This window comes from Variovorax paradoxus (assembly GCF_902712855.1).
Classification (GTDB): Bacteria; Pseudomonadota; Gammaproteobacteria; order Burkholderiales; family Burkholderiaceae_C; genus Variovorax; species Variovorax paradoxus_Q.
Genome location: NZ_LR743507.1, coordinates 4,044,315 through 4,064,221 on the forward strand (window position 1 = coordinate 4,044,315; position 19,907 = coordinate 4,064,221).

The 19,907-nt window shown below is 68.8% G+C and carries 23 protein-coding genes; 8 read left to right on the plus strand and 15 right to left on the minus strand.

Translation table 11 applies throughout. From position 1 onward, the window contains the following. Positions 1-7: 7 nt before the first annotated feature. From AACL56_RS18805 to ilvB, 3 genes are all read right to left on the minus strand, one after another. Positions 8-745 carry a 3-oxoacyl-ACP reductase family protein gene (locus AACL56_RS18805; RefSeq protein WP_339091327.1) on the minus strand — a complete coding sequence of 246 codons (738 nt, stop codon included), beginning with the start codon at positions 743-745 and terminating at the stop codon, positions 8-10. 89 nt (positions 746-834) lie between these two features. Beyond that, complete coding sequence (locus AACL56_RS18810; protein WP_339091328.1) at positions 835-1,413, minus strand: TetR/AcrR family transcriptional regulator; 579 nt, start codon at positions 1,411-1,413, stop codon at positions 835-837. 255 nt (positions 1,414-1,668) lie between these two features. Continuing rightward, positions 1,669-3,456, minus strand: a complete 1,788-nt coding sequence (ilvB, locus tag AACL56_RS18815; RefSeq protein ID WP_339091329.1) for a biosynthetic-type acetolactate synthase large subunit — start codon at positions 3,454-3,456, stop codon at positions 1,669-1,671. A 65-nt stretch (positions 3,457-3,521) separates the two neighbouring features. On the opposite strand from ilvB, the gene AACL56_RS18820 reads away from it, so the two are divergent. Both AACL56_RS18820 and AACL56_RS18825 read left to right on the plus strand, forming a co-directional pair. Next, positions 3,522-4,016, plus strand: coding sequence for an Lrp/AsnC family transcriptional regulator (locus AACL56_RS18820; RefSeq protein WP_339091330.1), 495 nt, complete (start codon positions 3,522-3,524; stop codon positions 4,014-4,016). Positions 4,017-4,066: 50 nt separating this feature from the next. Next, positions 4,067-4,705: a hypothetical protein gene (locus AACL56_RS18825; RefSeq protein WP_339091331.1), complete on the plus strand. Its 639-nt coding sequence runs from the start codon at positions 4,067-4,069 to the stop codon at positions 4,703-4,705. A gap of 12 nt (positions 4,706-4,717) precedes the next feature. Here the strand turns inward: AACL56_RS18825 and AACL56_RS18830 are convergent, their stop codons facing one another. The 3 genes from AACL56_RS18830 to AACL56_RS18840 form a co-directional block, all read right to left on the minus strand. Beyond that, on the minus strand, positions 4,718-5,716 hold the full coding sequence (locus tag AACL56_RS18830; protein ID WP_339091332.1) for an OmpA family protein: 999 nt from the start codon (positions 5,714-5,716) through the stop codon (positions 4,718-4,720). A gap of 121 nt (positions 5,717-5,837) precedes the next feature. After that, positions 5,838-6,266: a hypothetical protein gene (locus tag AACL56_RS18835; RefSeq protein WP_339091333.1), complete on the minus strand. Its 429-nt coding sequence runs from the start codon at positions 6,264-6,266 to the stop codon at positions 5,838-5,840. Next, positions 6,263-7,183 carry a LysR family transcriptional regulator gene (locus AACL56_RS18840; protein WP_339091334.1) on the minus strand — a complete coding sequence of 307 codons (921 nt, stop codon included), beginning with the start codon at positions 7,181-7,183 and terminating at the stop codon, positions 6,263-6,265. Before AACL56_RS18840 ends, AACL56_RS18835 begins: the two co-directional genes overlap by 4 nt. Positions 7,184-7,271: 88 nt before the next feature. On the opposite strand from AACL56_RS18840, the gene AACL56_RS18845 reads away from it, so the two are divergent. After that, positions 7,272-8,066 carry an NAD(P)H-dependent oxidoreductase gene (locus tag AACL56_RS18845; RefSeq protein ID WP_339091335.1) on the plus strand — a complete coding sequence of 265 codons (795 nt, stop codon included), beginning with the start codon at positions 7,272-7,274 and terminating at the stop codon, positions 8,064-8,066. A 9-nt stretch (positions 8,067-8,075) separates the two neighbouring features. Here the strand turns inward: AACL56_RS18845 and AACL56_RS18850 are convergent, their stop codons facing one another. Genes AACL56_RS18850 through AACL56_RS18860 form a run of 3 tightly spaced genes read right to left on the minus strand, consistent with a single transcriptional unit; the run spans position 8,076 to position 10,860 of the window. Further along, a complete protein-coding gene (locus AACL56_RS18850; RefSeq protein ID WP_339091336.1) occupies positions 8,076-9,041 on the minus strand; it encodes a Bug family tripartite tricarboxylate transporter substrate binding protein in 966 nt (321 codons plus the stop codon). Positions 9,042-9,091: 50 nt separating this feature from the next. Further along, positions 9,092-9,472 (minus strand): AtuA-related protein, encoded by a 381-nt coding sequence (locus AACL56_RS18855; protein ID WP_339091337.1) that lies wholly within the window; start codon positions 9,470-9,472, stop codon positions 9,092-9,094. Beyond that, positions 9,469-10,860 (minus strand): acyclic terpene utilization AtuA family protein, encoded by a 1,392-nt coding sequence (locus AACL56_RS18860; RefSeq protein WP_339091338.1) that lies wholly within the window; start codon positions 10,858-10,860, stop codon positions 9,469-9,471. Before AACL56_RS18860 ends, AACL56_RS18855 begins: the two co-directional genes overlap by 4 nt. 98 nt (positions 10,861-10,958) lie before the next feature. On the opposite strand from AACL56_RS18860, the gene AACL56_RS18865 reads away from it, so the two are divergent. Continuing rightward, on the plus strand, positions 10,959-11,876 hold the full coding sequence (locus tag AACL56_RS18865; RefSeq protein ID WP_339091339.1) for a LysR family transcriptional regulator: 918 nt from the start codon (positions 10,959-10,961) through the stop codon (positions 11,874-11,876). A 77-nt stretch (positions 11,877-11,953) separates the two neighbouring features. Here the strand turns inward: AACL56_RS18865 and AACL56_RS18870 are convergent, their stop codons facing one another. The 3 genes from AACL56_RS18870 to AACL56_RS18880 all read right to left on the minus strand — a co-directional run bounded on the left by AACL56_RS18870 (position 11,954) and on the right by AACL56_RS18880 (position 14,185). Further along, entirely contained in the window at positions 11,954-12,700 is a 747-nt protein-coding gene (locus AACL56_RS18870; RefSeq protein WP_339091340.1) for an FABP family protein, read from the minus strand. Positions 12,701-12,735: 35 nt separating this feature from the next. Beyond that, on the minus strand, positions 12,736-13,719 hold the full coding sequence (locus tag AACL56_RS18875) for a Bug family tripartite tricarboxylate transporter substrate binding protein (RefSeq protein ID WP_339091341.1): 984 nt from the start codon (positions 13,717-13,719) through the stop codon (positions 12,736-12,738). 76 nt (positions 13,720-13,795) lie between these two features. Continuing rightward, positions 13,796-14,185 (minus strand): winged helix-turn-helix transcriptional regulator, encoded by a 390-nt coding sequence (locus tag AACL56_RS18880; protein ID WP_339091342.1) that lies wholly within the window; start codon positions 14,183-14,185, stop codon positions 13,796-13,798. 108 nt (positions 14,186-14,293) lie between these two features. Between AACL56_RS18880 and AACL56_RS18885 the strand changes: the two genes are divergently transcribed. Together AACL56_RS18885 and AACL56_RS18890 are read left to right on the plus strand one after the other, a co-directional pair. Next, positions 14,294-14,611, plus strand: a complete 318-nt coding sequence (locus AACL56_RS18885) for a DMT family transporter (protein ID WP_339091343.1) — start codon at positions 14,294-14,296, stop codon at positions 14,609-14,611. 243 nt (positions 14,612-14,854) lie between these two features. Continuing rightward, entirely contained in the window at positions 14,855-15,244 is a 390-nt protein-coding gene (locus AACL56_RS18890; protein WP_339091344.1) for a DUF427 domain-containing protein, read from the plus strand. A 141-nt stretch (positions 15,245-15,385) separates the two neighbouring features. On the opposite strand, the gene AACL56_RS18895 is transcribed toward AACL56_RS18890, so the two are convergent. Beyond that, positions 15,386-15,766, minus strand: coding sequence for a helicase SNF2 (locus AACL56_RS18895; RefSeq protein ID WP_339091345.1), 381 nt, complete (start codon positions 15,764-15,766; stop codon positions 15,386-15,388). 329 nt (positions 15,767-16,095) lie between these two features. On the opposite strand from AACL56_RS18895, the gene AACL56_RS18900 reads away from it, so the two are divergent. Further along, positions 16,096-16,956 carry a hypothetical protein gene (locus tag AACL56_RS18900; protein WP_339091346.1) on the plus strand — a complete coding sequence of 287 codons (861 nt, stop codon included), beginning with the start codon at positions 16,096-16,098 and terminating at the stop codon, positions 16,954-16,956. A 113-nt stretch (positions 16,957-17,069) separates the two neighbouring features. On the opposite strand, the gene AACL56_RS18905 is transcribed toward AACL56_RS18900, so the two are convergent. Both AACL56_RS18905 and AACL56_RS18910 read right to left on the minus strand, forming a co-directional pair. Beyond that, entirely contained in the window at positions 17,070-17,750 is a 681-nt protein-coding gene (locus AACL56_RS18905; protein ID WP_339091347.1) for a hypothetical protein, read from the minus strand. A 257-nt stretch (positions 17,751-18,007) separates the two neighbouring features. Next, positions 18,008-18,955, minus strand: a complete 948-nt coding sequence (locus AACL56_RS18910; RefSeq protein ID WP_339091348.1) for a GlxA family transcriptional regulator — start codon at positions 18,953-18,955, stop codon at positions 18,008-18,010. Positions 18,956-19,069: 114 nt separating this feature from the next. On the opposite strand from AACL56_RS18910, the gene AACL56_RS18915 reads away from it, so the two are divergent. Further along, positions 19,070-19,906: an isocitrate lyase/PEP mutase family protein gene (locus AACL56_RS18915; RefSeq protein WP_339091349.1), complete on the plus strand. Its 837-nt coding sequence runs from the start codon at positions 19,070-19,072 to the stop codon at positions 19,904-19,906. The last annotated feature ends 1 nt before the right edge of the window (position 19,907 follow it).

Genomic DNA, 19,907 nt, shown 5'->3' on the forward strand with positions numbered 1-19,907 from the left:
AAGCCGGTCAGGCCAGGAAGCCGCCGTCCACCGTCAGCGCCGAGCCCGTCACGAAGCCCGACTCGGGGCCGGCGAGGAACGCCACCATGCTGGCGATCTCGCTGTCCTGGCCCATGCGGCCCAGCGCCATCAGCGTGCGCAGCCACGCGCGATATTCCTCCGCCGCCATGTCGGTCTCGGTCGGCCCGGGCTGCACCGTGTTCACCGTGATGCCGCGCGCCCCCAGGTCGCGCGCCAGCCCCTTGGTGAGCGACGCGACCGCACCCTTCGTCATGCTGTAGACCGCGGCACCGGGGAGACCGGCGCGCTCCGCGCTCACGCTGCCGATGTTGATCACGCGCCCGCCTTGCCCCATGTGCTTCACCGCGGCCTGCGTGCCGACGAACACCGCACGCACGTTCACCGCGACCATCCGGTCGAAGTCGGCGATGGCGAAGTCGTCGACCGTGCCGTGCGTCAGCACGCCCGCGTTGTTGACCAGGATGTCGAGCCGGCCGAAGGCCTCGACGGTCTGCGCCACCGCCTGCTGCACCGCGCCGACATCGGCGCTGTCCGCCTCGATGGACAGCACCGCACCGCCCGATGCGGCGACGTCCTTGACCAGCGCCCGCGCCTTGTCGGCGGACGCCGAATAGGTGAAGGCAACGGCCGCGCCGTCGCGCGCCAGGCGCCGCACGATGGCCGCGCCGATGCCGCGCGATCCGCCGGTGACCAGTGCGACCTTGCCAGAGAGAGTTTTCGACATGTTCGATTTCCTTTTTTAACGGATCGATTGATCCAGAATAGAGCCAAAAAATACGCCCGCGAGGGCGCTGCCTGCATTGCCTGTTGTTGCTAGCGCAAACTCCGCATGGCCAGGCGCGCCACGCTGCGCAGCATGTCGGCCGAGGCCCCGCCGCGCGCGGAAATCTTCAGTCCCGACAGGGTCGCCGCGAGAAACTGCGCGGCGGCGCGCACCTCGACGTCGGCACCGATCTCGCCTGCCGCCTTCGCCTCCGCGATGCGGCGTTCGAGCGCCGCCTGCAAGGTGCGACCGGCGGTGTCGGTGAGCAGCGAGACCTCGTCGTCCGACCGGCCGAACTCGCAGACCGCCCCGATGCCCAGGCACCCGGGCTCGCCGTCGCGCGTGGCCTTGACGACCATGGCCTCGAACATCGCCTCGATACCGCGCAACGGCGAAGGCGTGCCGTTGAGCACGCGAAGGTGCTCGGCCACATGGCCGGCCGCGTAGTGCTGCAGGGCCTCGAGGTACAGCCTGCGCTTGTCGCCGAAGGTGTCGTACATGCTCTGCCGGCTGATGCCCATGGCCTTGAGCAGCACCTCGGTCGAGGTGCCGTCGTAGCCGAGGTCGGAGAACACGGGAATCGCGCCCTCCAGGGCGGTCTCGCGGTCGAATGCTTTGGGTCGGGACATGGGGTGGAGCATAACCATATCGGATCAATCTGTCCAATATCCGATGTATCCACTTCCGCGGACGGGGAAAGGCTCGCGGTTTCTACTCCCCTCTCCCCGTTGGACAGAGTCATGGCGAGGGCATCGGTTTTCCAACGCCGGAGCCGCGCCTCATCGACGGCACAGTGCCCTCACCTTCCTCTGGAGAGAATTGCAAGGCAGAACACATGGCGGCCCACGCCCCGCGGTGCTCCCGCAGAAGGAGCGCGCCAGGCATCAAGCCTCTTCGTACCACCGGTCCTTCGCCAGCATCACCCGATGGTGCCCATGCCCCGACGGCATCATCGGGAAGCAGTTCTCCTGCGCGGCCACTTCCACGTTGAGGAAGAACGGTCCGTCGCTCGCCAGGCATTCGGCCAGCGCTTCCTCGAGCTCCGCCGGATCGGTCACGCGGCGCGCACCCCAGCCGAAGGCCTTGGCCAGCGCCACGAAGTCGGGCAGCGCCTCGTTCCAGCTGTGGCTCAGGCGGTTGCCGTGGTTCAGCTCCTGCCACTGGCGCACCATGCCCATGTAGCCGTTGTTGCACAGCACCAGCTTCACCGGTACGCGGTGCTGCACCGCGGTCGACAGCTCCTGGATGTTCATGAGCACCGATGCGTCGCCGCTCACGCACACGGCCAGCGCCTCGGGATGACCGATCTGCGCGCCGATGGCCGCAGGCAGGCCGTAGCCCATGGTGCCCGCCCCGCCCGAGGTGAGCCAGTGGCGCGGACTGTCGAAGCGCAGGTATTGCGCGGCCCACATCTGGTGCTGGCCCACGTCGGTCGACACGATGGTGTCGCGCCCGCTTGCATCGATGGCGCGCTGCAGCGACGACATGAGTTGCTGCGGCAGGATGGCGTCCTCGCGCGGCTCGAAGGCCAGGCAGTCTTCCGCACGCCAGCGTTCGATGCGTGCCCACCACGGCGCGAGACGCTCGGGTGCGAAACCCTCGGCGGGCAGCAACTCCAGCAGGCCGTCGAGGATGGCCGCGCAGTCGCCCACCATCGGCACGTCGACCTGCACCACCTTGTTGATGCTGCCGGGATCGATGTCGATGTGGATCTTCCGCGCATGCGGGCAGAACTCGTCGAGCTTGCCTGTCACGCGGTCGTCGAAGCGCGCGCCGATGCACACCACGAGGTCGGCCTCGTGCATGGCCAGGTTGGCCTCGAGCATGCCGTGCATGCCCAGCATGCCGATGAACTTCGGGTCGGACGCAGGGAATGCGCCCAGGCCCATCAGGGTGAGCGTGCACGGTGCGTGCAGCAGGTTCACCAGCCTGGTGAAGGCCTCGCACGCAGCCGGGCCCGAGTTGACCAGCCCGCCGCCGCCGTAGATCACCGGACGGCGCGCGGTCGACAGCAGGTCGGCAGCGCGCTGCATCATGGCCTTGGGCGGCAGCGCCGAACGGCTGGTGCGCAAGGCACGAAGCGGAGCGGGCTGCGGCGCCTGGCCCAGGCGGTCGAGCTGGATGTCCTTCGGCACGTCGAGCAGCACCGGCCCGGGACGGCCGCCGGCGGCGATCTCGAGCGCCCGGCGCACCAGCGACGGCATGTCGTCGGCCGAGCGCACCTGCTTGTTCCACTTCGTCACCGAGCGCGACATGCCCAGCGCATCGCTCTCCTGGAAGGCCTGCGTGCCGATCACCGCGGTGGCCACCTGCCCGCTGATGCACAGCAGCGGCACCGAGTCGCTCATGGCGTCGAGCAGCCCGGTGATGGTGTTGCCCACGCCCGGCCCCGAGGTGACCAGCACCACGCCCACGCGGCCGGTGCTGCGCGCGTAGCCCTCGGCCGCATGCACCGCCGCCTGTTCATGGCGCACCAGCACATGGCGCAGCCGCGGCTCGCCGTGCAGCGCGTCGTACAGCGGCAGCGCCGCGCCGCCGGGGTAGCCGAAGATGGTGTCCACGCCGCACTCGACCAGGGTGTCGAGCAGCGCCTCGGCACCGTTGCGGATGCGCGCCGGTGCTTCCGGGTGGAGGGACAGTGTGTTCGTGAGGGGTAAGTCGAGCAGTCGCATGCCGTCGATTCTTCCGGTTTCGGCGCAAAATATGCTTCTTTCTTTTGGCTCATTAGGCTCGATTCATGAAAATCAATCGGCAAATCCTTGGCAACGACGACGGATCTTTCGACAAGACCGACCTGGCCATCCTGCGCGTGCTGCTGCTGGACTCGCGCAAGACGCTGCAGGAGATCGGCAACGAGGTCAGCCTGTCGCCCACCAGCTGCTGGACGCGCATCAAGAAACTGGAGGCCACGGGCGTCATCAAGCGCTACACGGTCGACGTCGACGCGGCCAAGCTCGGCTACCACGACTCGGTGATCGTGCAGGTCACGCTCGAGAGCCACACCGACGAAGCGCTGTACGACTTCGGCCGCACGCTGGCCACCATTCCCGAGATCCAGGAGGCCTACCTGGTCTCCGGCGACTACGACTATTACCTGCGCATTGCGGTGCGAGACACGCGCGACTACGAGCGGCTGCTGCGCGAGAAGCTCTACAAGATTCCCGGCATCCGGCACAGCAAGTCGCACTTCGTGCTGCGCGTGCTCAAGGAAACCAGCGTGCCCGTGACCTGAAGAAGCTGCGAACATGGCGGCACGCTGAAACTCCCCCAAAGGATCTTCGGATGTTCGGTTTCTTCAGGAAAAAACCTCCGCCTTCCCCACCGGCGGCGCCCGGCGACGCCGGCGTGCCCGCCCCGCTGGCCGGGCGGGACGGCCACATCGGTGCCATCGAGGCGATCACGCTCGACGGCACGATGCATTTCTTCGGCTTCGACTTCCGCAGCGACCTCGTGCTGTCGCCGCTCATCGAAGACCCCGCCCTGATGGCCCGCTTTGCCAGCCGCCACATGGCCCAGCGCGACGGCACGCACGACAAGGCCTACTGGCGCGCGCTGGTCGGCTTTGCGCAGGAAGGCTCCGAGCTGTGCAGCGACGAGGACAGCCGCCGCTTCGACAGCCGCGAGCTCGCCACCGCGCTCGATCGCCTCGACCGTGTGCGCCGCGAAGGCAGTACCGAGCCGGGCTTCACCATCCAGTACCACCTGCGCTACCTGCTGGGCGCGGCGGGCGGCTGGGAGGTGCCCGAAGAAGCCGGCTCCGAGGACGCCGACCTGTGGATCGCGCAAGTGGCCGGCGAAGAGCCGCTGGCCGACAGCATGCGCCTGCAGGAAGTGGCCTCGCGGCTGCAGGCACACCTGAACGCGCTGGTCGACGCCGCGCCCGGCAACTGGGGCACGCTGTTCGCCGTGCTCAGGCGCTGACGCCCGCGTCCGTCAGAGCCGCACGAGCTCGACCCGCCGGTTCTTCGCGCGCCCCGCCTCGTTGTCGTTCGGCGCCACCGGTTCCGACGCACCCGCCCCGCGCGTGGTGAAGCGGCGCGGGTCGACGCCCGCCTTCACCAGCACCGCGATGACCGCCAGCGCACGGCGCTTCGACAGGTCGTCGTTGTGCTTCGCGTCGCCCTGCGCGTCGGTGTGGCCCACCACCGACAGCTTCAGCGGCGGGTTGCTGCGCATCAGCTTGGTCATCTCGTCGAGCGTGGGTTGCGACTCCGGCCTGATGATGTCCTTGTCCAGGTCGAACAGGATGCCGTAGAGGTTCACGCGCCCGGTCTCTGCCAGGCTCTTCTGCATGGCCGTGGCATCGACGAACACGATCTTGTTGTCTTCCATCGCCTTGCTCTCGACCACGCGCACGAAGGCGTAGTTGCCGACGTCGGCGTTGTGCTCGGCCAGCGCGATGCTGGCGTAGACCGTGCCCGTGGGCCCCGTCTTCTTCGCCAGCAGGTAGCGCCCGCTCACCCCGAAGTAGTTGCGCGCGTAGTCGCCCCGGCTGCCCAGCCGCGGCCACTCGGGGTTGTCGAAGGCGAGCGCGAAGTCGTAGGGCGTGTTCGTGTCAACGCTGTTGGGCCGCGGCTTGTAGCAGGACGCATTGGCCGTGCCGCAGGTGAACATCACGTCGAAGCCCTTGGCCTTCAGGCTCGATTCGTAGTTGCGCTGCACCTCCAGCAGCGAGCGCTCCTTGGGCAGCCTGTAGAGGTACAGCGTCACCTTGCCCTCGACCTGCAGCAGGTCGGGCTTGCCGCCGCCCCAGTTCTGGAACGGCTCCTTGATGAGGCCGACCTCGTCGTACGCGGCGGCCTTGTAGCCGTCGAGCACCGAGCCCTCGTAGCGGCCGACCAGCGGATGGTCCTTGGCGGGTTCGGCGGCGAACGGGCTGGCAGCGGCCAGCGACAGCATGGCCGCGCCGGCCAGCCGGGTGAATCGGGCCATGAAGGCGGAGGGCGAGTTCGTCGAAGGCATGGGCGGGCATCGGCAGGAACGGCGATGCACCCGATGCTAGGGACCGCGGCCGGCTTTGTGCATTCGACGGACGGCCTATGCCGTCATCGCCTCAATGGCCAGTCCGCTTCCACACCAGCCCGTCGGTGGTGCGGTAGGTGCCTCCGGTGGCGCAGCATCCGCCGGCACCGAAGGCCCGGCGCCCGAGCGTGGCGGTGAGCACCCCTTCGGCCGCATCGAAGCTCAGCGACTGCCGCTCGCAGCCGGTGAAGAACGGGTACGGCTCCGGCGCCAGCACGCTTGTCCATTCGACCTCGTCGCCGCGCATGTGGCGCACGCGGAAGACCTCGCAGGCATCGACGACGAAGTGCGCGGGCTGTCCAGCCAGCGTGCCCTTGAACATCCGCTCGGGCGGCGCATTGCGCGTGGCAATCGCCTGCGGGCTGATTTGCGGCGCGCGTTCGCAGCCAGCCATAAACGCGACGCCCAGCAACAGGCAAGCAATGCGACGGGCGCCAGGTTTCGAGGTGCTGCTGCTCATGGCGCGATTCTCCGGTGCGCCATCTGAAGACTCGCTGCGATTTGTTCTCGCAGCCACTTGTGCCCAGGATCGCGATGGCGGCGCTCGTGCCACAGCATCGCCATCTCGTAACCCGGCACCGCCAGCGGCGCCTCGACCACGCGCAAGTCCGGCGCGCCGCGTGCGAGCCGCTCCGGCAGCATCGCGACCATGTCGGTGGAAGCCAGCACCGACATCATGAAAAGGAAGTGCGGCACCGACAGCGCCACGCGGCGCGCCAGCCCGAGTTCGGCCAGCGCGTCGTCGGTAGGACCTGCAAAGCCGCCGCCGGACAGCGACACCACCACATGCTCCATCGCGCAGAACTGCGCCAGCGTGGGACGGCGCTTCAGGCGCGGGTGCCCTGCGCGACCGGCCAGCACATAGCGCTCATGAAACAGCACGCGACGGTGCAGGCCCGGCGGCGCACCTACGCTGGTGTGGAAGAACAGGTCGATCTCGGCCTGCTCCAGCTGCCGCGCCATGCGCGATGGCACCGCCTCCACCACCGCCAGCCGCGTGTTCGGTGCCTCTGCGCGCAACTTGGCGAGCACCGGCAGCAGGATCGCCGACTCGGCATAGTCGGCCGCGGCCACGCGCCAGGTGGTGGTGGCCTCGGCGGGATCGAAAGGCCGCGTCGGCGCCACGGCGCGGCCCAGCGATTCGAGCGCCTCGCGCAGCGGCTCGCGCAGCTCGTCGGCGCGCGCGGTGGGACGCATGCCGCGCTGCGCGGGCACCAGCAGCGGATCGCCGAAGGCCTCGCGCAGCTTGGCAAGCTGCACGCTCACCGAGGGCTGCGAAAGGTTCAGGCGTTCGGCCGCGCGGGTCACGCTGCGCTCGGCCAGCAGGGTGTCGAGCGTCACCAGCAGGTTGAGGTCGAGCCGGCTGAAATTGTTCATGGCAATTCCTGGAATTCAGACTATTCATTTCCAATATATTGCCACGGCGCCTAACCTGCGGACATCTTCATTCGACCATTGCGAAACCGTGAACATCCTGCTGGTTCTTGCCCACCCCGAAACCGCTTCGCTCAACGGCGCGTTGCACCGCTTCATGCATGAACGCCTCGTGGCCGCCGGCCACAGCGTGCGCACCTCCGACCTGTACGCCATGCGCTGGAAGCCGTCGCTCGACGCCGACGACTTCTCCGGGCGCGACGCCTCCGCCCGCTTCGATCCCGCGCTGGAATCCCTGCGCGCCTTCGAGACCGGCACCCAGGCGGCCGACATCGCCGCCGAGCAGCAGAAGCTGCTGTGGGCCGATGCGGTGATCGTCCAGTTTCCGCTGTGGTGGTATTCGATGCCCGCCATCCTCAAGGGCTGGTTCGAGCGCATCTATGCCTATGGCTTCGCCTACGGCGTGGGCGAGCATTCGGACACGCACTGGGGCGACCGCTTCGGCGAGGGCACGCTCGCCGGCAAGCGCGCGATGGTGGTCACGACCACCGGCGGCTGGGCCACGCACTACGCGCCGCGCGGCATCAACGGGCCGATGGACGACCTCCTGTTTCCGATCCAGCACGGCATCCTCTACTACCCCGGCTTCGACGTGATGCCGCCGTACGTGGTGCACCGCACGGGCAAGGTGGACCAGGCGGCTTTCGCACGCATCACCGTAGAACTGGGCGAGCGGCTCGACACGCTCTTCACCGCCGAGCCGATTCCGTTCCGCCGCCAGAACGCCGGCGACTACGAGATCCCCGCCCTCACCTTGCGGCCCGACATCGCGCCGGGCCAGGCGGGGTTCGCGGTGCACAGCGCGCCGGCATCGGGCCGGCGCTGATATCGCGGCTTATTCGGCCTCGATCCCGGCCGCCTTCACGATGCGGCCCCACTTCTGCGACTCGCCCGCCTGGAACTTGCCCAGTTCTTCCGGCGTGGTCGTGAACACCTCGGTGCCGGTCGGCTCGTAGAAGGCGGTCCTGGCGGCCTCGCTCTTCGCTGCCTTCACCAGCAGCTCGTTCAGGCGCTTGACCACCGCGGGCGGCGTCTTTGCGGGCGCGTAGGCCGCGAACCAGTAGCCCATTTCGTAGCCCTTCACGCCGGCCTCGGAAATGGTGGGCACGTCGGGCGCCAGCGGCGAGCGCGCCGAACTGGAGATGCCCAGCGCGCGCAGCTTGCCGGCCTTCACCTGGGGCAGTCCGGTGGCCGTGTCGGTGATCATCATGTTGATCTGGCCGCCCAGCAGGTCGGTCACGGCCAGCGTGTTGCTCTTGTAGGGCACGTGCAGCAGCCTGATGTCGGCCATCTGCTGCAGCAGTTCGCCGGCCATGCGGCTCGACGAACTGCCGCTGCCGAAGCTGTACTTGCCCGGGTCCTTCTTCGCGAGCGCGATGAACTCGCCCACGTTCTTCGCGGGGAACGACGGATTCACCACCATGATCTGCCCGCCCTTGCCCAGTGCCGCAACCGGGGCAAAGTCCTTCACCGGGTCGTAGGGCAGTTTCTTGAACAGGTGCTCGTTGGCCGCGTGCGTGGTGTTGGTGGTGATGAGCACCGTGTAGCCGTCGGCCGGCGCCTTGGCCACGTTCTGCGAGGCGATGAAGCCGCTGGCACCGGCCTTGTTGTCGATGATGACGGCCTGCTTCGTCTCGGCGGCCACCTGGTTGCCCAGCGCGCGCGCGATCTGGTCGGTGGCGGTGCCGGCCGCGAACGGCACGACGAAGGTGATGGCCTTCTCGGGGAACGCCTGTGCATGGCCCAGCAGGGGCGCCAGGGCCAGTGCCGCGGTCAGCACGGTGAGGGGAAATCGCTTCATTGTTTTGTCTCCGTATGGAAATGGGTCAAGGGAATAAGAGAACCGCAGGGTCACGGCCCGGCCAGCAGCGGTTCGAGCGAACGCGGCACGCGGACGGGCATGTCGAGCAGCAGGAACGACAGCGACTTGCCGTGCGTGTCGAGGTTGAGCGCATCGTTCACGCCGCCATCGAGCACGGCGTCGAGCACGAAGTTCATCGCATGCAGCTTCGGAAGAAGAAAGCGCTGCACCTGGGACGGCGCGCGAAAGCGAAACTGCGCAGCCACGCGCTCGGGCGTGACCTGCGCGGCCAGCACCGCATACAGGTCGGCGTGCCAGGCGATCACGCTGATGTTCGATCGGTCGCCCTTGTCGCCGGTGCGGCCGTGCGCGGCGCGGTACAGCGGCACCTCGATGGTGTCGATGGTGCCGGCGTTGTCGATGGTGGTCATGCGAGCGCCTCCGCGTCGAGCAGTTCGAAACGCACCGGCACCGCCTCGCGCGGCAGCAGGCACGACAGCGTGTTCAGGCGCGGCGTGAGCGCGGTGCGAACGCCGCCGCCGCCGGCCGGGCCGCAGGTGTAGAGCGCCGTCACCTCGCGCGCCAGCCGCTCGGCCTGCGCGCGGTCGGCGTGCGTGGCCGCGATGCGCAGCCGCACGTCGCGCAGGCCGCTGTCGGGCGTGGCAGCCAGGGCACGCCCCGCATCGTCGCCGAGGATGCTGAGCGCGCCGATCAGGTCCACCCGCAGCACGAGGCCCACGAGCCGCTTGCGCAGCACGTCGGCCGCGAGACGCGCGCGCGCCTCGGCCCCCGGTCCCGCATAGGAAATCTCGCCCTCGGCCAGCCAGCCGCCTTCGTGGCAGACGTTGACCTTGTAGCTGTCCGGGCGCGCATGCCCTCGCACGCCGGAGAGTCCGACGCGCCCGGTGCCGGGGAGCGCGCGCACTTCGGCGTCGGCGATGTCGGCGACCACGTCGGGCGTCAGGTAGGCGGCCGGGTCGTGCACTTCATAGAGCAGCTGTTCCTTCACCGTCGCCTCGCTCACGAGCCCGCCGGTGGCATCGGCCTTGCCGATGGTGCAGCGGCCTTCGGCGTCGATCTCGGCAATGGGAAAGCCCACCGCCTCGAGGCCTGGCACGTCCTTGTAGCCCGGGTCCGCGAAGTAGCCGCCGCACACCTGCGCGCCGCATTCGAGCAGGTGGCCCGCCATGGTGGCGCGGCCGAGCCGGTCCCAGTCGTCCGAGCGCCAGCCGAAGTGCGACATCGCGGGGCCCACGGTCAGCGAGGGATCGGCCACCCGGCCGCACACCACGATCTGCGCGCCCGCATCGAGCGCCGCGGCGATCGGCTCCGCGCCGATGTAGGCATTGGCGCTGACCATGCGGATGCCGTCCATCTGCGCACCCAGCGCTTCCTTCAGCAGCGCGCGGTGCGCGGGCCCCGAGAGATCGTCGCCTTCCACGACGGCGATGCGCGGCGCGCCGGCGCCCAGCTCGCGCGCCATGCGTGCGATGTGCCGCGCCGCCGCGCGCGGGTTGGCCGCGCCGAAGTTGCTCACGATGCGGATGCCGTGCGCCAGGCAGCGCGCCAGCACCGGGCGCAGCATGTCGTCCAGCAACGGCTCGTAGCCGGCGTCGGGGTCGGCACGGCGGCGCAGTTGGGCCAGCGCCAGCGTGCGTTCGGCCAGTGTCTCGAAGATCAGGAACGCGCGACGGCCCGCAGGCGCGCCGGCCATCCGGGCGATCAGCGTGTCGACCACAGGCCCGGCGGCGTCGGTGCGGTCGCCCGAGAAGCCGGCGGCACAACCGATCAACAGCGTGGACGGATCGATGGAGTTCATTGGCGCGCACTGTAGGTGGTGCGCCATCATCCGTAAAATCGAAAATACGGATCGATTGATCCGATTTTCAAATAGCCCAACACCCCCGCAGGACCGCCATGAGAAAGACGCCCGACCTCTCCACGCGGCAGCTGCGCGCCTTTCTCGCGCTGTCCGAGCAGCGCAACTTCACGCGCGCGGCGCAGGCGAGCCACCTGTCGCAGCCCGCGTTCAGCGCGCTCATCCGCACGCTCGAGGATGCGCTCGGCACGCGGCTGTTCGACCGCGACACGCGCAGCGTGCATCTCACGCCCGAAGGCCGGCTGTTCGAAGGTGCCGCACGGCGGCTGCTCGAGGACATGGTCAGCGCCATGGGCGACCTCGCCGACCACGTGGAGCGCCGCAAGGGCCGCGTGCGCGTGGCGGCGCTGCCTTCGCTGGCGGCCGGCTGGCTGCCGGGCGTGTTCGCCGAGTTCATGGCGGCCTGGCCCGGCATCCGCATCGACCTCGACGACGCGCTCTCCGACGCCTGCATCGCGCACGTGCGCAGCGGCCAGGCCGACTTCGCGCTTGCGGCTTCGGGCGCCGGCGGCACCGCGGACAGCGACCTGCGCGCACGCAAGCTCTGCAGCGACCGCTTTCACCTGGTGTGCCGCGCCGACCATCCACTGGCGCGCGAGCCGCGCCTCACGGTCAAGAAGATCGCGCCCTACCCCTTCATCCAGATGGCGCGCAACAGCAGCGTGCGGCAGGCGCTCGATGCGGCGCTGCATCCGCAGCGGCTCAACGCGGCGTTCGAGGTGGAGCACCTGGCCACCGTCATGGGCCTGGTCGAAGCCGGGCTGGGCATCAGCGTGGTGCCGGCCCTCACGCTGTTCCACTTCCAGCGCAAGACTCTGGTCACGCGGCCGATGCCGCTGGCCGCGCTCACGCGCACGCTGTACCTGGTGCAGCGGCGCGAGGGCAGCCTGTCGGTGGCGGCCCAGACGCTGCACGACCTGATCGTGGCAAGGCTCGGATCATTGAAGCTGGACTGAAGGAGGCCGCGCGGTGCGAGGGCTTCCTCACCCCGGCGACAGGAGCGAACGATGCACTGGCGGTTCAGGTCATCAGCTCAGGCCACCGCGTCCGGCACGCCGGACGCACCTGCGGGCTTCGCCGCCCCCGCGGCAATGGCCGACACGGCATCCGCGGCCTCTGCCGCGGCGGTCCTCGCCGCCTCTTCGGCCAACACAGCCTGCGCGGTCGGGTTCGGCGTGGGCTCGCCGATCTTGCGCAGCGTGTTGCGGTCGGTGTGGCTGAAGGGCTCGGCCTGGCCGCGCACGCTCAACACGGTTTCCTGCTCGTACGACCAGCTCCCGTCGGGATGGATCGACACGTCGATGCGGTAGCGCAGCGTCTTGAACGCATGCTCGAGAAAGGGGTTGGCCAGGATGCCGTTGGTCTCGCCGCCGCGCACGGCCTCGAGGCGGAAGCTGCGGTCCGTGGCCTGGGCGTGCCCGGTGGCCATGGCAGTGAGCCCGCGCGGGATCGACAGCGTCTGCACCAGTGCGCCGGTGGCGGGCTCCCAGAGCCAGTAGCCGACCTGGTCGTGGAAGGTCTCGACGTCGTCCGGCTTGACGATGCGCAGGTGGTAGCGCAGCCCGTAGAAGATCTGCGGACCGTTGGTCTGCGCGTCGATGGGCTGGAACTCCGCATGCTCGATGTACGCCTCGGCGTCGGGGCCGTCGGCCTTCGGGCTCACATCGTGGCCCGAGGTGCCCATCCATATGCCCGCCAGACCGGTCAGCGGCCCGAGGTTGGCGAGCGTGTGCGGATCGGGCTCGGGTTCGGTGTAGATGTCGTCGGGAAAGGTGTCCATGTTCTTTTCTCCTCGATGCGCGGGGCCTGCGAGTGTCACTGATCGAGCCGGATGCCGACCCGCGCGATGATCGCGCCCCACTTGCGGCCTTCGGCGTCGATGAAGGCCTTGAATTCCTCGGGCGAGCCGCCGCCCGCCACCAGCCCCTGGTTGGCCAGCAGCTCGCGCACCGCGGGCTCCCGCAGCACGGTGTTGACGTCGGCATTGATGCGCCGCACCACCTCTGGCGGCGTGCCGCTGGCGGTGAAGAAGCCGTTCCATGCGAGCGACTCGAAACCGGGATAGCCAGACTCGGCCACGGTGGGCAGGTCTTTCATGAGTTCGGACCGCCTGGCGCTGGTCACGGCGATGAGCTTCACGCGGTGCCCCTCGATCAGCGGCAGCAACGCGGGTGCGACGGCGAAGAGCGCCTGCGTGTCGCCCGCGGCCAACGACAGCCCCGCGGGCGGCGAGCCCGCGTAAGGCACGTGCACCGCCTCGATCTGCGCCACGCTGCGAAGCAGTTCCATCGTGAGGTGAGACGAGCTGCCTGCCCCCACCGATGCATAGCTGAACCGGTCGCCCCGCTTCTTCGCCCAGTCGACGAATTCGGCGAGCGTGCTGGCAGGGTTGTCGGCCTGCACCGCGAGCACATTGGGCTGGGAAGTGGTCAGCACGATCGGCAGCAGGTCGCGCGCCGGCGCATAGGGCATGCGCGCGTACATGTAGGGGCCGAACGCGATCGGACCGTTGAAGCCGATGCCCAGCGTGTAGCCGTCGTGCGGTGCCTTGGCCACCGTGTCCATGCCGATCAGGCCGCCCGCGCCGGACCGGGTCTCGATCACCACGGGCTGCTTCCACATCACGCGCAGCCGGTCGCCGAGCGTGCGGGCGATCACGTCGAGCGAGCTGCCGGCGGGCGCGGGCACCACGATGCGCACCGGCCTGGCAGGCCACTCCTGGGCGCCGGCGCCAAGGGCAGCAAGGCAGGCGAACAGGCCGAACAACAGCGGCACGGCGAGCTGGAAATGCTTCTTCACTTCGGTCCTTGCGTGGGTATCGGGAGAGGGACGAGGACGTGAACAGGGACGGGGCGCGCGACGTGGCGAGACGGTATCACCGAAGCCGCCGCGCCGCATCGATCTGCGCATGGTTGGCCTCGGCCCAGCGGTCCAGCGCGAGCAAGGTCCGGCTCAGCGACAGCCCGAGCGGGCTGAGCCGGTACTCGACGTGCGGCGGCACGGTGTGGCGGTCTTCGCGCAGCACCAGTCCGTTGAGCTCGAGTTCGCGCAGCGTCTGCGTGAGCATCTTCTGCGAGATGCCGCCCACCTGGCGCAGCAGTTCGTTGTTGCGCTTCGGCTTGCCGCGCAGCAGCGGAATCACCAGCAGCGCCCATTTGTTGGCGACGAGCTCCAGCACGCGGCGCGAGGGGCAGCCCGCGTTCCAGACGTCGGCGGTGGTGCCGGCGGCATCGCCTGCCACGGCTTCTGTCGTCTTCGGCGGCATGTCTCGATTTCCCATGGTTACCAGAAGGTGCGTACTTGCGGGCCGGTGCCCGGGCCGGAATTATCGGCTTTGGCTTTTCATCACCACTGCATCACCGAAGGAGTTTTCATGGGCTGGGTATTTCTCATGGCGGCCGGTCTCGTCGAGATCGCGATGGCCGCCGCGCTCAAGCAATCGCAGGACTGGACGAGGCCCGTGCCGTCGGCCCTCGGCGTGCTTGCCGCGCTGGTCAGCATCTACCTGCTGGCGCGCGCGCTGCGCTACCTGCCGCTCGGACCGGCCTATGCGATCTGGACCGGCATCGGCTCGGTCGGCGTGGTGCTGATGGGCGTGCTGATCTTCGGCGAGGGGCTGTCGGCGCCGAGGCTCGCCTGCATCGCGCTGGTGGTCGGCGGCACGGCCGGCCTGCGGTTCATCGAGGGTTGAGCCACCACGGAAGCCGGCGACACGGCGCAGCGCAACCCTTACATCCTGATGCACCGCGACGGTATTGCGGCGCGCGCAGCGAAATGAAGCCGAAAGGCTTCCAGAGCGCATCGGATGGCCATGGCAGCCTTTAACCACGTTGCCATTGGGCCGATTGAAGGGGGACTTCAAACCGACACGCCATCGCGGCAAGATGCGCATCCGCCGATTCTTGCGTCACCTCTCTGAACGAAGGAGCCGCCCATGTTCGCCACGCCGGAACGCACCATCAAGACCCCCGGGCCCGACCATGCGATCACCATCACGCCGAACCCGTTGCGCGTGATCGTCTCGGTCGACGGCCGCGTCGTCGCCGACACGCGCGAGGCCCTCACGCTGCGCGAATCGCACTTCGGGGCCGTGCACTACATCCCGCGCAAGGACGTGAAGATGTCGCTGCTGGAGCGCACCTCGCACGCCACCTACTGCCCGTACAAGGGCGAATGCAACTACTACAGCATTCCGGCCGGCGGCGAACGCTCGGTGAATGCGGTGTGGACCTACGAGGCGCCCTACGACTCGGTCGCGCCGATCAGGGACTACGTGGCCTTCTATCCGGACCGCGTGGGACCGATCGAGGAACGGGTGTCCTGACGCGCCTTCGCGCGTCTCCCGTTTTCCTTCTTCCTCTCTTCCCATCCTGCACGACAAAATGCCGGCCCTGCTTTCGCAGGACCGGCACTCGTGTCCCTTGCGTGCCTGCCCTCGCCGACGAGGCGGGGCAGCGCCGCGCGATTAAAGCGGCAGTGCGTCGCCGCGGGCTGCAGCACGGGCTGCGGCGCGCACGGTGGAGCGGTCGAGGCCGCTGGCCAGCACCGGGGCGACGCGCGAGGTCACGCCTTCGGCATACGGGTTCTCGCTGTGGGCGGCGGCCACGGCTTCGGCGCGGACGGCTGCGCGGCTCGTGGTCGATGCGATCAGCTGCACCGGGCCCTGGTTGGCGCCGTCGGCATACAGGTTGCCGCTGCGTGCGGCCACCACGCCCTGGGTAGCGACTTCGGCACGGCTGGCGGCCGAGGTCAGTTGATGCACGCCGTCATACGTTTCGGCATGGGCGGCGCCGGCAGCAGCCAGCAGGGCGATGGAGATGGCGGAGAGGAGCTTCGAGGCGGTCATTTGGATTTCCTTCAATCGGTCGGTTAGGTTTTTGGTTCCGTGGATCAGCTGAAGGGCTGGTCCATGGAAAGAATTGTGCGCCGATCTCTCGGTGAAAACCCTAGGCAAAAAGAACCGCGGCGTTCATGCGATGGAAACAATCGCAGCCGCCTGCAGGGGCTTCCTCATTGGCTTCCGCAGCACCTCGGCGGGTCGAGTCAATCTGGAAAAGGACGGACCGGACCGGCCGGAGCACTCGTTGCAGCGGTGCTTCGCGTCGAACGCCGCCACCGCCGTGCGCCGGTAAGATCCGCCCGCCCCGCCCTTCCCTGGCCCCCTGGAGCGCCGACATGTCCCACCCCGTCTACCTCTCGAGCTCGCCGCTGCCCCGCATGCCCGAGGGCAGCCGCAACGAATGGCGCGGCTTCTTCGGCAGTGGCGCCGAGCTGGAGGCCAACGCCTTCTTCCCGCTGTTCTGGCGCGCGCTCTTCAGCGAAGACGACATCCGGTGCGCGCGCTTCATCGACGAATACGACATCGACAACGAGGACGCGGCCACCGACCGCGAGGAATGCCTGCAGGACTTCGGCCCCGAGGCGACCTACCCGTACCTCGTCATCGACACGGCCACCGCGCTCGCGCGGCTGTCGGCGCGGCGCGAAGACCTGATCGCAGCCATCGGCGAGCGCTACCGGCCGATCCACGACGCCTTCGAAGCGTTCGTCGCGCAAGGCTTCCCCCACCACATCCTGCTGCGCACCCAAGGCCTGCCGGATGCCGCCGATGCGCAGCCCTGGCTGCGCGCCGAGCTCGCGGCCGTCGACAACCCGAGCGGCAGCGGTGCGCTGGCCCCGCTCCTGAAGGACCTGGCACGGCACGACACAGACCCGGTCTGGACCCTCGCAGGCCTTGGTTCGTCGGCGGACGAGGCATGGCCGCCGGACACATTGAGAGAGTGCTTTCCCGACCCGCGCAGGAGGAAGCGCGCCGATGCACGATCGCCGTCGCTGCGGCAATTGCCCGACAAGCCGCACCGCCCCAGGAGCTGGCTCGACCCGGCGCTCGAATGGCTCGGTGCGTTCGCAGCAGCAGGCGCCGCGCTCGGCGCGTACCTTTTCACCCGTTCGGGCTGGCTCGCGGCGTTGGCGTTCCTTTGCGTGGCCGTGGCATCGGGCTTCGGCATTGCGCGGCTGCTTGGGTCCAGGTACTGACCGGGCGCGGCTCGACAGTCAGGCAACCTTCAGACCTTGCCGGCGAATCGGCAGGGACGCCAGTGCAGCAGCCTCGAGGTTGCGGACCGAAGCCCGCACGCCATCCATCCGGATCAGTTCGTCGCGAAGCAGTACATCAGGCCCGCGCTGCCGCTCATCTTGAGCTGGTCGACGCTGCAGCCGCGCGTGCCGTGCGAGGAGTTCCACGAGGCGTTGGCCACCGGGTCGGGGTTGGTGCCCTTGTGATCGTGGTGACCGACGATGGCGGAGCCGCCGTCGCTGCGGGTCCAGTTGCCGCAGGTGGTGTCCTTGCCGGGGTCGGGCACGGCGACGGTGCCGTCGGGGCGCGAGCCGGTGAGGATGTCGTGGCGGTTGACGGCATCGCCGAAGCCGGAGACCACCTCGCCCTTCTCGGTCAGCGAGGTCTCCTTGCCGACCTTGGCATTGGCGCTGTGCAGGTCGGCCACGCTGCTGGCGACGACGACGCCCTTGGCGTTGGTCCATGGACCGCTGCCGATTCGGTCGCGCGCATTGACGGCCGGCTGGCCGTTCATGGCAGCGGTACTGAGATAGGCATGCCAGGTCTTGCCACCCGCCCCGGCGCTGGCTGCCAGCGACTGGCAGAAGCGGTCGGCACCCGCCAGGCCGCCGAGGTCGCCGCCCTTGCCGGGGTTGGCGCTGGTGATGAAGAAGCTCATGGGGTTGCTGCCCGACGAACTCATGGCACCGCAACCGGCGATCAGGGCGGCAGCTGCGACGGCGGCGCCGGTGTAGAGGGCGAAGCGACGGGACATCGGAAACTCCTGGGGGCTGTTGGAGCCGCGAGGCTACCGCAGCGCCGTGTCATCGACAACCCGAGGAAGGGCTGCGGTCACGGCCCGACTCAAGGATACGCAGGCTGGCAGCCGGGCCGCCAGGGCCCGTGCTCGACAGCGGCAGGGTCGCCGCCGTGCCCTTGTCCATGCGGCCTTTGCGACGAGGCAGATTGGCCGCCATGCTTCATCCGCGTGAGGGTTGAGGATCAGCAGGAAGGCTGGCAGGAGGGCTGCTGCTAGGCGCGCCGCACCTCGGTGCGATTCGCCCGGCGAATGACCTGCGGCGGCTGACCGTAGGCGCGCAGGAACGCGCGGCGCATCCGGTCGGGGTCGCCGAAGCCGGTGTCCCTGGCGACGGTCTCGATGGGCAGGAGCTGCGACTCGATCATCAGCCGCGCGGCTTCGGTCCGCAGCCGTTCGATCGCCTTGGCAGGCGTCTGCCCGGTCTCTTCGCGGAACACGCGGCCGAACTGGCGCGGGCTCAGATGCACGGCCTCGGCCAGTTCCTCGACCGAGAGTTCGTTGGTCAGATGGCTTTTCGCGTAGGTCAGCGCCTTCTGGATGCGATCGGTCCGGGGCAGCAGTTCGAGCAGCGCGGAATGCTGCGACTGGCCGCCGGTTCGCCGGTGGTACACGACCATCCGCTTCGCGACGAACTTGGCGATGTCGGCGCCGCAGTCTTCCTCGACGAGCGCCAGCCCCAGGTCGATGCAGGCGGTTGCTCCGGCGGAAGTCCAGACGCTGCCGTCCTGCACGAAGATGCTGTCCTCCTCGAGCTTCACTTCCGGGTGGTCACGCTGCATCTTGGCGACGTGGGCCCAGTGGGTCGTTGCCCGCTTGCCGTTCAACAGACCCGCCTGCGCGAGGTTGAAGGCGCCCGTGCACGCCGCACCCATGCGCCGCGAGCGCCGCGCCGACTTGCGCAGGAAGGCAAGAAGCGCCGGAGGTCCCTGGGTCACGACCGTATCGCCGACCACCAGCACGGTGTCGTAGCGCACGTTGCCGAAGGGCACCGTGCCGACCTCGACGCCGCAGGAAGACGCGACCGGGCCACCTTCTTCGGACAGCAGGGTATGGGCATAGAGCGGCTCCTCCAGCGACATGTTGGCGTACTCGAACACCGAGATGACCGCCAGGGTCAGGAGCTGGAAACCGGGGTAGATCACCACGCCGACACGAATCATGGAAACACCTCGCCGATGGCTTGAAACGACGGAAACACGACCTTAACGCCATGGCAGTTTATCGCGAAGATTTGCGCCTGTCACCGAAGGCGGTGATCCATTCAGGAACTGCAAATGACCGACACAACCTCTCGACACGCAACAGGCGGCACCGTCTCGCTGTTTCGCCGGCTCCATGACGCCACCGCCGCGCCGCTGGTCCTGCCCAATGCCTGGGACGCAGTCTCGGCGCGGCTCTTCGAGAGCGCCGGCGCAAAGGCCGTGGCCACCACGAGCGCCGGGCTGGCCTGGGCGCTGGGGTATGCCGACGGCCGGGCGCTGCCCGTCGACGAGGCCGTCGGCGCCGCCGCCCGGATGGCCAGGGTGCTCGGGGTGCCGCTGTCGGTCGATATCGAGAACGGCTACTCGGACGATCCGAAGGCCGTCGTCGGCCTCGTGCAGCGCCTCGTCGACATCGGCGTCGCGGGCATCAACATCGAGGACGGACACGACGACCCGGAAGTGCTGTCGCGGAAGATCGGAGCGATCCGCGAGTTCCTGGCCAGGACGCATGCCGACCTGTTCGTGAACGCGCGCACCGACGTGCTGCTGGCCGGGCTGGCGGAACCGTCGAAGCGGGTGGAAGAGACGATCCGGCGTGCAACGCAGTACGCCGCGGCCGGCGCCGACGGCCTGTTCGTTCCGGGCCTGCACGAGCCGACCGATATCGAGAGCGTCGCGCGCGCCACGCCGCTGCCGCTGAACGTCATGGCGTGGGGCGGCCTTCCTGCCGCCGCGTCACTGGCCACGCTCGGCGTGCGCCGCCTCAGTGCCGGTTCGGCCATTCCCCAGCTGGCGTGGGCCACCGCCGGGCGCGCCGCGAAGGACTTCCTCGGCACAGGCCGCTCCGATGCGCTGCTGGCCGGTGCGAAGCCGTTCGGCGAGGTTCAGCAGCTCTTTCGCAGCGCATGAG